Raw genomic sequence first — 13,085 nt, forward strand, 5'->3', positions numbered from 1 at the left:
GAAAGGTAGACGCCGATGGCTCTCCCCAAGCGCAAGATGAGCCGCTCGAACACGCGTTCGCGTCGTTCGCAGTGGAAGGCCTCTGTGCCGACCCTCGTCAAGACCGTTGAGAACGGCAAGGTCACCTACAGCCTCCCGCACCGCGCGAAGGTTGTCGAGGACGCAGCTGGCACTCCGCTGTTCTTCGAGTACAAGGGCCGCAAGGTCGCAGACGTCTGATCCTCGCGTCATGCACGACGTGAAGATCATCGACCCCGACGCCGCACCGTCAGCTGAGCTGGCAGGCGGCCTCGGGGTCGACTTCGTTCCCGCACTGCTGGAGCTCGCGTTGACCCACAGGTCGTACGCGGTCGAGAACGGCGGCATTCCCGACAATCAGCGCCTCGAGTTCCTCGGCGATTCGATTCTCGGGCAGGCGGTGACGGTCATGCTGTACCGCACGTACCCCGACTACACGGAGGGGCAGCTGTCGCGCCTGCGCGCGTCCCTCGTCTCGACGGTGGCGCTTGCGGAGATCGCTCGGGGCATCGACCTCGGGCGGTATCTGCACCTGGGGCGCGGCGAGCACCTGACGGGTGGCAGCAACAAGGACTCGGTGCTCGCCGACACGATGGAGGCGGTCATCGGGGCTGCCTACCTGTCCGCCGGTGTCGACGTCGCGACCGAGCTGATCCTGCGACTGGTGGAGCCGAAGCTCGCCGTCGTGTGGCGCCTCGGCGCCGAGCAGGACCCGAAGACCGCTCTGCAGGAGCTTGCCGACACTCGCGGTGCCGAGCCGCCGAGGTACGAGGTCGAGGGATCCGGGCTCGAGCATGACCGCAGCTTCACCGCCACCGTGACGGTGCTGAAGAAGAAGCGCATCCTCGCTCAGGCGAAGGGTGTCGGCACGAGCAAGAAGCAGGCCGAAGTGGCTGGGGCGCTCGCCGCGTGGCATCAGCTGAGCCGGGGCGACGACGTCGCCCCCTCGGTTTCCTAGCCGTGCCCGAGCTGCCTGAAGTCGAGGTCGTCCGCCTCGGCCTGGCTCCCGCCGTGACGGGGGCGTCCGTGTCGGCGGTCGAGGTGCTCGACGAGCGGTCCCTGCGCCGCCACCTCGGTGACTCGGTGCACTTCGTCGGCGCGCTCGAGGGTGCACGGTTCGAGGGCGTCTCGCGGCGGGGCAAGTACCTGTGGCTCCCGCTTGAGGGTCGCGAGGAGGCGCTGACCGCGCATCTGGGCATGAGCGGCCAGATGCTGCTGCGCACGCCGGATGCGCTCGACGACCGTCACCTGCGCGCGCGCATCCGGGTCGATGGCCCGGCTGGCGACCTCGTGGTGGCGTTCGCCGACCAGCGCGTCTTCGGGTCGCTGGCGATCGACCGGCTTGTGCCGACGCTGGACGTCGCGGGCGAGCACGTCCCGTCGCAGGTCGCGCACATCGCCCGGGACCCGCTCGACCCGCACTTCGACGACGATGCCTGGGCGGCCGCGCTGCTGCGACGGAGGACGGGCGTGAAGTCGGCGCTGCTCGACCAGACGCTCATCTCGGGGATCGGGAACATCTACGCCGACGAGGCGCTGTGGCGGGCGCGGCTGCACTACGCGCGCAACACGGCGGGGTTGTCGCCGTCCAAGGCGAGGGAGCTGCTGCAGCACGTGCGCGAGGTGTTCGCGAAGGCGCTCGCCGAGGGTGGCACATCCTTCGACGCCCAGTACGTCAACGTGAACGGGCAGGCCGGGTACTTCGCGCATTCGCTCAACGTGTACGGGCGTCAAGGGAAGCCCTGCCCGAGGTGCGGGCGGCCGATCGTTCGCGAGAAGTTCCAGAACCGGGGCTCGCACTTCTGCGAGAAGTGCCAGCGGGAGCGCTAGCCGTCACCAACCGCGACGTCGTGCTCCGCACGGACGAGCATCGCGGTCAGCGAGGGTCAGCTGCCGCCGACTCCACGGCCGCCACCGCCGCATCCACGCCGCCGCTCCACGGGGCTCCGTGGCCGGGCAGCACCCACTTCGCTGTGGTGCTGACGATGGCTTGCAGGGACGCGATCGCCTGGGCGGGCTCGTCGGTGAACGGCGCCGGCTGCGGGCCCTCCGCCCCCGTGAGGACGTGGCGGGTGGTGAGCCCGTCGCCCACGAAGACCGCATCCGCGACCGCCACGTAGACCGCGATGCTGCCCGCGGAATGACCCGGCATGCTGATGATCTGCGGGGAACCGGGGAGGTCGAGGGTTTCGCCGCCCTGCACCTCGATGACCTCGGTCAGCCACTGGGTTTTCGCGCCGCCCTTGCGGAGGGAGTAGGCGGCGAACCCGAGGAGGGGGCCGAACTTCATCGCCTGCTTCGCGGTCGCCGGCTTCGGGCCTCCCTTCGCCCGGTCCGCGTCGGCGGCGTGCACGAAGACGGGCACGCCGTGGTCGCGACGCAGGCGTTCCGCGAAGCCGACGTGGTCGGAGTCGCCGTGGGTGAGGACAACGCCCCGGACGTCGGCGACCGTGAGCCCAAGCGAGGCCAGCTCTGCGACGAGGTCACGCCAGTGGCCGGACAGGCCCGCGTCGATGACGGTCACTCCCTCGGGCGTCACGACGAGGTAGGCGGCCACGATGTCGTTGCCGATGCGGTGGAGCGAAGTGTCGAGTCTCATGATGGCTAATTTATGTAGCCATCATGGCTACTGTCAATAGCTATAGTAGATGCATGCCTACCCCGGACAGGACCTCCCTCGACGCCATCGTGCTCGCAGCCCGCGACCTCCTCGAGGGCGAGGGGCTCGCAGGCCTCAGCATGCAGGCGGTCGCCAGCCGCGTCAGAGTGAGGGCTCCGTCGCTGTACAAGCGGGTCGCGAATCGCGAGGAGCTCATCCAGTTCGTGGCGGAAGCGAGCCTGCTCGAACTGGGGGAGCGGCTCGACGCCGCGAGCAGCCTCGAGCAGCTCGCCGACGAGTTCCGCGCTTTCGGCCACGAGCGGCCAGCCGCCTTCCAGTTGATCCTGACGCCGGGCGCGGGGACGCCGACGGCACGGCCCGAGTTCGGAGCGTCCGCGAGCCAAAGCATCCTGCGGCTCGCGGGCGAACTGGCCGGTGAAAAACGTGCGCTCGAGGCGGCCCGGACGCTCACGGCATGGGCTGCAGGCTTCGTGAGCATGGAGCTCAACAGCGGCTTCAACCTCGGCGGGGACGTCGACGAGGCGTGGCGCTTCGGGCTCGCGAGCATCGTCAGGGCCATCGGCGACGAGTAGTTCGCGACGAGTCGCGAGCTACTGCTGCCGGCCGGCGTCGATCTGCCGTGCGTGGTACGTCACGAGCTCCTCGATGAGCGCATCCGGGAGCGGCTTCGCGGCCGTGAACTGGATGGCGTGCTTCGTCGTCGTGTAGTCGGTGAGGTGGTCTGCGAACTCCTCGAGTGCCCACTCGGATGGGTAGAAGCTCAGGTGCTTCTTCGATGCGGTGAAGTACACGAGCGCCCTGCCCTTGTAGGCGAGCGTCGGCATCCGGTAGCTGATCTTCTCCTCAACCTCTGGCACGATGCGCTTCACGATCGAACGGATGCGCTCGAGCTCGGCCCGATACTCCGGGCTCAGTGCCTCGAGGTACTCGTCGATGCTGCTTGCCGTCTCAGCCATTCTTCGAGTCTACGGGAGCGGCTAGCCGCGGCCGAGTGCCTGGTCGACGCCCTTGTTCGCGAGCATGTCGGCGCGCTCGTTGCCGACGTCGCCTGAGTGGCCCTTCACCCAGTGCCACTCGATCGTGTGGCCGCTTTCCTCGACCAGCGCGTCGAGCTCCTTCCAGAGCTCCGCGTTCTTGACGGGCTGCTTCGAAGCGGTCTTCCACCCCTTCGCCTTCCAGCCTTTGATCCACTCGGTGATGCCCTTGCGGACGTACTGGCTGTCCAGGTAGAGCGCGACCGTGCACGGCTTCTTCAGCGCGCTGAGCCCCTCGATGACGGCCTTCAGTTCCATGCGGTTGTTCGTCGTGTTGAGCTCGCCGCCGAACAGCTCCTTCTCGTGGTCGCCCGACCTGAGCCACACGCCCCACCCGCCGGGGCCCGGGTTGCCCTTGCAGGCACCATCCGTGTACATCACAACATCGCTCACGTGCGTCCCTCGTCTCCGTCGCCAACCACGCAAGAGTAGTCGCGGGCGAAGCCGTATGCAGATTCAGCGCAGATCTAGCGCAGTCGGCGCAGCAGCACCACGCTGTCCTCCAGCGTTCCCGGTGCTCCGTCGGGGGAGGTGACCTCGCGGGTGCGGAGCTCGGCGATCACCGTCTCCCACTCGTCGGCGGGCAGAGCCAGGTCGTCGATCTCGCGTTCGGGATGCACGAACAGGTGCGTGGGATGCTCGGAATTCTCCACCCAGGATGGCGGGCCGGCGTGCGCGATGGTGAGGAGGTGGCCACCGGGCGCGAGCACGCGGGCGGCCTCGCGGAGGATCTGCGTGCGTGGCAGGTGCACGGGTGACTGGAAGAAGCTCGCCGTCACGAGATCCAGCGGTTCGGCCGGGCGCCACGTCTCGAGGTCGCCTGCCACAAAGTCGACCAGCGAGCCGTCCACGCTCGCAGCGCGGGCTGCCGCGCGTGCCCGCTCGATGGCGACCGTCGAGATGTCGATGCCCGTGACCCGCCAGCCCTGCTGGGCGAGCCAGATCGCGTCGCCGCCCTCACCGCATCCGATGTCCAGAGCGCGGCCCGGCGCGAGCGTGCCGGCGACGCTCGCGAGGTTCGCGTTCACGCGGCCAGACCACACGGCGGGCTTCGCCGTGTAGAGCTCTTCCCAGAACTCGGTGGGTGCCTGCGGCTGATCGGCGGTCGCGGCAGCGTTCGTGCCCGAAGCTGCAGATGGATCGGAGGCATCGGATGCGTGGTGGTGGCGCGAGGTCATGCGCTCAGCATGCGCAGGCACGCTGGCAATGGCAATACCGCTTGCGAGAACCGCAAACGCGGACGCGCGTCCAACGTGCGGGACGAGGTGGCCCTCCGAGTCGCATCTGGCTCGTCGTGGCCTGTTTCATCACGCACATCGGCCGGCGTGCTCGCTACAACCGCTTCTGCCACCCGCCCTCCGGCGCGAGCGCGGTGAAGCCGAGCGCCTCGTTGACGCGCAGCATGTGCGCGTTCTCCTCCGCATTCCACGTGAAGACCCCCGTGCACTCCGGGTAGCGCCTGGCGAGCTGTTCGAGGTTGGCGGCCTTCACGAGCATCCCGAGCCGCCTGCCGCGGTGCGTCGACGTGACGAGCGTGTTGTCCTGCTGCGCTGGGCGCGTGGTGTCGTCGAGGTCGAGCTGCAGCATCGACTGGGCCACGAGGTGGCCGCTCGGGACGTGCAGCACCGCGGCATTGAGGAACGTCGCGCCGGAAGCGAGCGCACGACGCTCCATCTGGGCGACGCGTTCGGCGTCCCAGTGCTCTTCGTCGACCTCGAGCTCGCCGGCTGGCGCGTCGACCGACATGTCGCCGTTGAGCCTCGCCAGGTCGTCGAGGTGGGCGGCATCGCTCTCGCCCTCCCAGGTGAGCACACGGTAGTCGACGCCGGCCCGCGCCGTCGCGGCCTCGATGTGCGTGCGCAGGTTCTCGGCCGACACCGGGAGGTGCAGCTCGCTGATGCGCTCGATCTGCCCGAGCTCCCAGCCGTTCTTCCACAGGAAGCGAGCGGCGGGGTCCTCGGCGGACACGGTGCCGTGCCCGGTCGGTGCGGCCACACGATCGCCTCCATGGGTCGGATGCTCGACCCAGTCCTGCAGGAACGTGCGCCCGTCCGCCCGTGCGAGTTCCTCGAGATGCGCCGCGACGAACGTGCCGATGCCGCACCGCCGGAAGGGCGCATCCACGACGACGTGCGGGTACGCGTGCGCGGGGGAGTCGCGGGGCGAGACCATGAGCTTCGCCGCGGCGACCGCATGCTCGCCCGCGTCCCGCCCGTCGCCGCTCGGGAGGGCGAGCAACAGGCGACTCGTGACGGGGCCCGGCATGGTCCAGACGGCGAGGATGCGCTGGCTCGTCTCGAGCAGACGACCCTCGCCGTACGTGGCCGCGTAACCGGAGTTGACGATGTCGCGGAAGCGCTCGAGCAGGCGCCAGGCCTCCCCGTCTCGGGCCGACGCCGGCTCTGGAGGCGTGAGCTCCCGAATGAAGTAGTCCACTCCGGTACCGTAGCTGTCAGGCCAGGGCTCCGTGAGCCCCGCCAGCGCGCCGATCGGGGCGCCGCCACCCCAGTCCGAGCATCCAGTCCAGTCCGACCACGAGCGAAGTCCGACCACCAGCGAGAGGCCAGCGAGCGCGCATGCATCTGAAGAGCCTCACGATGAAGGGCTTCAAGTCGTTTGCGCAACCCACGACCCTCGCGCTCGAACCCGGCGTGACCTGCGTCGTCGGGCCGAACGGCTCCGGCAAGTCGAACGTCGTGGACGCCCTCGCCTGGGTCATGGGGGAGCAGGGCGCCAAGAGCCTGCGCGGCGGCAAGATGGAGGACGTCATCTTCGCCGGCACCGCGACCCGCGGCCCGCTCGGCCGCGCCGAGGTGACCCTCACGATCGACAACGCCGACGGGATGCTCCCGATCGAGTACAGCGAGGTGACGATCCGTCGCACCCTGTTCCGCAACGGCGGATCCGAGTACGCGATCAACGGCGACGGCGTGCGCCTCCTCGACGTGCAGGAGCTGCTCAGCGACACAGGGCTCGGCAAGGAGATGCACGTCATCGTCGGGCAGGGCCGCCTCGACGCCGTGCTCCGAGCGACACCCGAGGAGCGACGCGGCTTCATCGAAGAGGCAGCAGGCATCCTCAAGCATCGGCGCCGCAAGGAGAAGACGGTGCGCAAGCTCGAGGCGATGGAGGCCAACCTCACGCGCCTCCGCGACCTCACCAACGAGGTGCGCCGCCAGCTGAAGCCCCTCTCGAGGCAGGCCGACATCGCCAGGCGCGCGCAGGGCATCCAGGCCATCGCCCGCGACGCGAAGGCGCGCCTCCTCGCCGACGACGTCGTGCAGCTGCGCGCCGCGCTGCGCCTCGCGACCGGCATCGAGCAGGAGCGCTCCGAGGAGCGGGTCGTGCTGCAGGAGAAGCTCACCGCAGCCCTCAACAGAGCCGAGCTGCTTGCCGCGGAGAACCGGGGAGACGCGGCCGACGGCGCCCGTCGGGTCGTGTTCGACCTCGAGAGCGTGCGTGAGCGCATCCAGAACCTCAACGCGCTCGCCGCCCAGCGCAAGGGGCTCCTCGTGTCGCGCCTCGAGTCGCCCGCGTTCGTGCCGACCGTGACCCTCGAGGCCGTGGACGTCGCACGCCGGGAGGCGGAGGTGCTTGTCGAGCGCGCCGCCGAGGCCGAGACGCTCTGGGAGGCGACGAAGATCGCGACCCGGGACGCACGCGCCGCGCTCGACCGCATCGACGTCGAGATCCAAGCCCAGGCGACGCGCATCTCCGCCTACGACCTCACTCGCAGCGAGCTGCGCGGCGCCGCCGACACCGCCGCCTCGAAGCTCGCGTCCGTGCGCGGCGAGGTGCTCAGGCAGCGCAACGCCCGCGACGCAGCGAACGACCGCCTCGCGCAGGCCACGACGGCGAAGGAGCAGCTCGACGCGAGCGCTGCCCAGAGCGCCTCTGACTCGAGCGAGCTCGACGCCGCCTACAAGCGCGCCGAGGCCGCGCAGCGCGAGGCGGAGCAGCAGCTCGACGCCGGACGCACCAAGGCGCACGAGCTCGAGCGTGAACGCGACGCCCTCCAGGCCCGCGTGCAAGCCCTCACCCTCGCGACGGCCGCCAAGGACGGCACCGCGGCCCTCCTCGCCGCCCGCCTCGACGGCGTCGAAGGCCCCGTCGCCGAGCACCTCCGCATCGACGAGGGCTACGAGGCCGCCATCGCCGCGGCCCTCGGGTCGACGGCGGATGCGGTGCTCGCGAGCGACGCAGACGCCGCCTTCCGAGTGCTCGAGCATGCCACGGGGGAGAAGCTCGGCCTCGTCGAGGTGGTCGCCGAGTTGGGCGCTGCCGCCGCGGCGGCGACCCGCGCCGATGGCCGCACGCTTCCTGAAGGCCTGCGCCCCGCGGTCGAGCTCGTGCAGGCGCCGCCCGCGATCGCCGCGCTGCTCGCCCGCGTCCACGTCAGCGAGACGCTCGACGAGGCACGCGCCGCGGTGGCAGCGCAGGCGTCCTCCGGCGACGCATCCGTGGCCGGAGCGGTGACCGTCGTCACCCGCGCAGGCGAGGTCGTGACGAGCACCTCGCTGCGCGGCGGATTCGCGGAGGAGGGGACGAGCCGACTCGAGCTGCTCGCGGCCCGCGATCGGGCATCCGCCCGGCTCGCGGTGGTCGCCGACGAGCTCGACCAGGCCGCGCTCGCGCTCGCCGAGCATCGCGCCGCAGCGCAGGCCGCGAAGACCGAGGCCAAGCGCACCCTCGACGCGCTCCGCGCCTTCGACGGCGCGCTCGCCGCCGAACGCGAGCAGCTCAACCGCGCCAGCGCGCGAGTGGATGCGGGCACGGCCGAGCTCGCACGCGCCGCGAAGGCCTTCGACCTCGCCTCCGGCGGCGTCGAAGCGGCAGAACAGGCGGCCGCCGCGGCCAAGGCGGCGCTCGCGGAACACGAGGCGCTGCCCCGACCCGAACTCGACTCCTCGACCCGGGTCGATGCCAACGCCGAAGTCGAGCGCGCCCGGGAGGCAGAGGTCGAGGCCCGGCTGCAGCTCGAGACGCTGCGCGAGCGCTCCCGCAGCGAGCGCCTCCGCGCCGACTCCCTCGAACGCCAGCTCGACGCCGACCGCCAGGCCGCAGACAAGGCCGCCCGTGAGACCGTCGTGCGCCGCGCGGAGCTCGCCCAGACCGAGCGCGTGCTCGCCGCCATCCCGCGCCTCGCCGCCGCCGTGCAGGACTCGCTCGCCGAAGCCCAGCAGCAGCTCGCCGAAGCGGAGCGCGAGCGCGCCGCCCAGCACGAGGAACTCGGCCAGCTGCGGCAGACCGAGCAGCAGCTGCGCGCCCGCCTCAGCGAGATCACCGAGGACGTGCACTCGATCGAACTGCAGATCTACGAGAAGAAGAGCTCGCTGCGCTCCACGCTCGAGCGCGCCGCGAGCGAGCTGCGCCTCGCCGAGGCCGTGCTCGTCGCCGAGTACGGGCCAGACCAGCTCGTGCCCGCCGACGACGACGCCCTCCGCGCGAAGGCCGAGCGCATCGCCTCCGCGCTCGCCGAGCAGCGAGCCAGGCACGAGGTCGCCGCCGACGGCTCAGCCGAGGGTGCGGCTGAGGGCGCGGCAGAGGGTGCGGCAGCGCAGTCGAGCAGCGACGCCGGGGCCGAAGAGCCCGAGACCGGCTCGAACGCGACCGACGCCGGCGATGCGTCGGAAGCATCCGGCGCACCGAGCGAGGCCCGTGCGGTGAGCGGCACCCTGGCTCAGTTCGGGAACGACGTCGAGGCCAGCGGCCAGGCGGACGTCGCGATCGACGGGGCCTCGAGCGCGAGAGCCGCGGCGGCGGCGGCGGGGGCGGAGACAGGAGCCCCAGCCACGGACACCGGCGCGCGCGCCACAGACGCCGCGCTTGCCGAGCAGCTCGACGACGACCTCGCCGCGACGCTCGAAGAGGACGTCGAAGAGGAATTCGTCGGCGTGCCGTTCGTGCGCGCCGAGCAGCAGGCGCGTCTCGCGGCAGCCGAGCGGAAGATGTCCACGCTGGGCCGCATCAACCCACTGGCCCTCGAGGAGTTCGCGGCCCTCGAGCAGCGGCACGCGTTCCTCGCCGACCAGCTCGACGACCTCGCCGCGACGAAGGCCGACCTGCTCCGCATCGTCGGCGACATCGACGAGCGCATGCGCACCGTCTTCGAGGCGGCGTTCGAGGACACGAGGGAGGCCTTCCACACGGTCTTCCCCATCCTCTTCCCCGGCGGGTCAGGCGACATCACCCTCACCGCGCCAGACGACATGCTCACGACGGGCATCGAGGTGTCGGTGCGACCAGCCGGCAAGAAGATCGAACGCCTCTCGCTGCTCTCCGGCGGGGAGCGCTCGCTCGCGGCCGTCGCCATCCTGGTCTCGATCTTTAAGGCGAGGCCGAGCCCGTTCTACATCATGGACGAGGTCGAGGCCGCGCTGGATGACGCCAACCTGGGGCGCCTCCTCGCGGTGTTCGAGGAGCTGCGCGCCTCCAGCCAGCTCATCGTCATCACGCACCAGAAGCGCACCATGGAGATCGCGGATGCCCTCTACGGCGTCTCGATGCGCCAGGACGGCGTCTCCGCGGTCGTCGGCCAGCGCATCCAGCGCGACGAGGCCGAGCCCGCCGCGTAACCCGCGTCGCCCCGCGCATCCGGGATCGCTGCCAGTCAGTGGGCCCGAATGGAGGCGCGTTAAGGGCCATTGGGCTGGCAGCCTTCGAGGGCGAGGTGGCGACAAGGGCCATTTGGCTGGCAGCGATCGCAGGAAGCTCCGCGCCGCCCCGCGCCGCCCCGCGCCGCCCCGCGCCGCCGGTGGACCGGGCGTGGGACGATGGACCCAATGACTTCCGTCGATGGCACCTCCGCCCCAGCCCCCGCCACGCCCGAGCCCAAGCTGAGTCTCGTGACGCTCCTCCCGGACCCGTACGACGCCGACTCCATGTTCGAGGCGTTCGAGCTGTGGACCACGAGCCGCGGCATCACCATGTACCCGGCGCAGGAGGAAGCCGTCATGGAGCTCGTCTCCGAGGCGCACGTCATCCTGTCCACGCCGACCGGCACCGGCAAGTCGCTCGTCGCGATCGCCGCCCACGCGGCTTGCCTCGCGCAGGGCGGCCGCAGCTACTACACGGCCCCCATCAAGGCGCTCGTGAGCGAGAAGTTCTTCGCGCTCGTCGAGATCTTCGGCGCCGCGAACGTCGGCATGGTCACGGGCGACAGCTCCGTGAACCCGGACGCGCCCATCATCTGCTGCACCGCCGAGATCCTCGCGAACCTCGCCCTGCGCCAAGGGTCTGACGCCGATGTCGACCAGGTGGTCATGGACGAGTTCCACTACTACGGCGACCCGGACCGCGGGTGGGCGTGGCAGCTGCCGCTCCTCATGCTTCCCGACGTGCAGTTCCTGCTCATGTCGGCGACGCTCGGCGACGTCACCGAGATCGTCGAAGACCTCGAGCGGCGAACGCAGCGCGACGTCTCCCTCGTGACCGGCGTCGAGCGCCCCGTGCCGCTCGACTTCTCGTACGTCGTCGCACCCACGCACGAGACCGTCGAGAAGCTCGTCGAGGAGCGCAAGACGCCCATCTACATCGTGCACTTCTCGCAGGCCGCCGCCATCGAGCGTGCGCAGGCGCTGTCGAGCCTGAAGGTCGTCGACCGGGCCGGGCGGGATGCGATCGCAGACGCCATCGGCGGGTTCCGCTTCACGACGGCATTCGGCAAGGTGCTGTCGAGGTACGTCCGCGCCGGCATCGGCGTGCACCACGCGGGCATGCTGCCCCGTTACCGCCGCCTCGTCGAGACGCTCGCGCAGAAGGGCCTCCTGCGGGTCATCTGCGGCACCGACACGCTCGGCGTCGGCATCAACGTGCCCATCCGCACGGTGCTCATCACGGCCCTCGCCAAGTTCGACGGGCAGCGGATGCGGCACCTCTCGGCGCGTGAGTTCCACCAGATCGCGGGGCGCGCGGGCCGCGCCGGCTACGATACGGCCGGCACGGTTGTCGTCGAGGCGCCGGAGCACGAGATCGAGAACGCCGCCGCCGTCCGCAAGGCGGGTGACGACGAGAAGAAGCGCAAGCGCATCGTCAAGAAGAAGGCGCCGCAGGGCTTCGTGTCGTGGGGCGAGAAGTCGTTCGAGAAGCTCGTCTCCGCCGAGCCCGAGCCGCTCACCTCGCACATGCACATCACCGCGTCGATGCTCATCAACGTCATCGCGCGCGGGGGAGACGTGTTCGGCAACGCGAAGAAGCTCGTCTACGACAACCACGAGAAGCCCGCACGTCAGCGCGAGCTGGCGCTGCGCGCCATCGGCATCTTCCGCACGCTCGTGACGGCGGGCATCGTCGAGATCGGCCGGCAGGGGCGCATCACCCTCACCGTCGACCTGCAGGCGAACTTCGCGCTCAACCAACCGCTGTCTCCGTTTGCGCTCGCGGCCATCGAGCTGCTGGACCCTGACGCGGAGGCGGCCCCCGGTGACCGCGGCTCGGAGGAGAACACGAGCGGGGAGGGGGCCGTCGGCTCCGGCCACTACGCGCTCGACGTCGTCAGCATCATCGAGTCCACCCTCGACGACCCGCGCCCCGTGCTGTCGCAGCAGCAGTTCAAGGCTCGGGGCGAGGCGGTCGCGCAGATGAAGGCTGACGGCATCGAGTACGAGGAGCGCATGGAGCGGCTCGAGGAGATCACGCATCCCAAGCCGCTCGAGGGGCTTCTCGCGCAGTCGTTCGAGCTGTTCGCGCAGCACGAGCCGTGGGTGCGCGACTTCGAGCTCTCACCGAAGTCGGTGGTCCGCGACATGTTCGAGCGCGCCATGAGCTTCGCCGAGTACGTGAACTTCTACCAGCTCATGCGCAGCGAGGGGCTCGTGCTGCGCTATCTGAGCGACGCGTACAAGGCGATCCGCCAGACGGTGCCGGATGAGGCGAAGACGGAGGAGCTCCTCGACATCATCGAGTGGCTCGGCGAGCTGGTCCGCCAGGTCGACTCGAGCCTCATCGACGAGTGGGCGTCGCTGGTCGACCCGGAGCAGCAGGCCGCGAGCGACGAGCCTGTGGTGCCGCCGGCGCCTCCGAGCGTCGTCGGCAACCGCCGTGCGTTCACGGTGCTGGTGCGCAACGAGATGTTCCGCCGGGTCCAGCTCGCCGCCCTCCAGCGTGATGAGGCGCTCGCCGAGCTCGACCCGGACGTCGACTGGTCGAAGGCCCTCGACGACTACTTCGACGACCACGACACGATGGGGGTGGATGCTGCGGCTCGTTCGCCGAAGCTCCTCACGATCGACGACTCCGAGGGGCGCCAGTCGGGCGGCCTCTGGAGCGGCGTGTGGCATGTCGAGCAGATCATCGACGACCCGGCGGGCGATCACGACTGGCGCATCCGCGCGGACGTCGACCTCGCCGAGTCGCACGAGGCCGGAGAAGCGGTCCTCCGCGTCACCGAGGTCACGCGCCTCTAGTTGCGGGCG

General features: G+C 70.4%; 11 protein-coding genes. 6 read left to right on the plus strand and 5 right to left on the minus strand.

Annotation, left to right across the window (positions count from 1 at the left end):
• Positions 1-15 precede the first annotated feature (15 nt).
• Genes rpmF through mutM form a run of 3 tightly spaced genes read left to right on the plus strand, consistent with a single transcriptional unit; the run spans position 16 to position 1,848 of the window.
• The gene (gene rpmF, locus C5C17_RS05925; protein ID WP_068484295.1) at positions 16-219 is read left to right on the plus strand and encodes a 50S ribosomal protein L32; all 204 of its coding nucleotides are present in this window, start codon (positions 16-18) and stop codon (positions 217-219) included.
• A 10-nt stretch (positions 220-229) separates the two neighbouring features.
• The gene (gene rnc / locus C5C17_RS05930; protein WP_104252468.1) at positions 230-976 is read left to right on the plus strand and encodes a ribonuclease III; all 747 of its coding nucleotides are present in this window, start codon (positions 230-232) and stop codon (positions 974-976) included.
• Between the two features lie 2 nt (positions 977-978).
• Complete coding sequence (mutM, locus tag C5C17_RS05935) at positions 979-1,848, plus strand: bifunctional DNA-formamidopyrimidine glycosylase/DNA-(apurinic or apyrimidinic site) lyase (protein WP_104252469.1); 870 nt, start codon at positions 979-981, stop codon at positions 1,846-1,848.
• A gap of 46 nt (positions 1,849-1,894) precedes the next feature.
• On the opposite strand, the gene C5C17_RS05940 is transcribed toward mutM, so the two are convergent.
• A complete protein-coding gene (locus C5C17_RS05940; RefSeq protein ID WP_104252470.1) occupies positions 1,895-2,617 on the minus strand; it encodes an MBL fold metallo-hydrolase in 723 nt (240 codons plus the stop codon).
• Between the two features lie 53 nt (positions 2,618-2,670).
• On the opposite strand from C5C17_RS05940, the gene C5C17_RS05945 reads away from it, so the two are divergent.
• On the plus strand, positions 2,671-3,210 hold the full coding sequence (locus C5C17_RS05945) for a TetR/AcrR family transcriptional regulator (RefSeq protein WP_104252471.1): 540 nt from the start codon (positions 2,671-2,673) through the stop codon (positions 3,208-3,210).
• A gap of 18 nt (positions 3,211-3,228) precedes the next feature.
• On the opposite strand, the gene C5C17_RS05950 is transcribed toward C5C17_RS05945, so the two are convergent.
• From C5C17_RS05950 to C5C17_RS05965, 4 genes are all read right to left on the minus strand, one after another.
• A complete protein-coding gene (locus C5C17_RS05950) occupies positions 3,229-3,594 on the minus strand; it encodes an iron chaperone (protein ID WP_104252472.1) in 366 nt (121 codons plus the stop codon).
• 21 nt (positions 3,595-3,615) lie between these two features.
• The gene (gene rnhA, locus C5C17_RS05955; RefSeq protein ID WP_104252473.1) at positions 3,616-4,065 is read right to left on the minus strand and encodes a ribonuclease HI; all 450 of its coding nucleotides are present in this window, start codon (positions 4,063-4,065) and stop codon (positions 3,616-3,618) included.
• A 74-nt stretch (positions 4,066-4,139) separates the two neighbouring features.
• A complete protein-coding gene (locus C5C17_RS05960; RefSeq protein ID WP_104252474.1) occupies positions 4,140-4,850 on the minus strand; it encodes a bifunctional 2-polyprenyl-6-hydroxyphenol methylase/3-demethylubiquinol 3-O-methyltransferase UbiG in 711 nt (236 codons plus the stop codon).
• Positions 4,851-5,004: 154 nt separating this feature from the next.
• Positions 5,005-6,108: a GNAT family N-acetyltransferase gene (locus C5C17_RS05965; protein WP_104252475.1), complete on the minus strand. Its 1,104-nt coding sequence runs from the start codon at positions 6,106-6,108 to the stop codon at positions 5,005-5,007.
• A 140-nt stretch (positions 6,109-6,248) separates the two neighbouring features.
• Between C5C17_RS05965 and C5C17_RS05970 the strand changes: the two genes are divergently transcribed.
• Together C5C17_RS05970 and C5C17_RS05975 are read left to right on the plus strand one after the other, a co-directional pair.
• A complete protein-coding gene (locus C5C17_RS05970) occupies positions 6,249-10,247 on the plus strand; it encodes an AAA family ATPase (RefSeq protein ID WP_104252476.1) in 3,999 nt (1,332 codons plus the stop codon).
• 207 nt (positions 10,248-10,454) lie between these two features.
• Positions 10,455-13,076, plus strand: coding sequence for an RNA helicase (locus tag C5C17_RS05975; RefSeq protein ID WP_104252477.1), 2,622 nt, complete (start codon positions 10,455-10,457; stop codon positions 13,074-13,076).
• The last annotated feature ends 9 nt before the right edge of the window (positions 13,077-13,085 follow it).

It is taken from the genome of Pseudoclavibacter sp. RFBA6 (assembly GCF_002931575.1).
GTDB lineage: Bacteria > Actinomycetota > Actinomycetes > Actinomycetales > Microbacteriaceae > Pseudoclavibacter > Pseudoclavibacter terrae.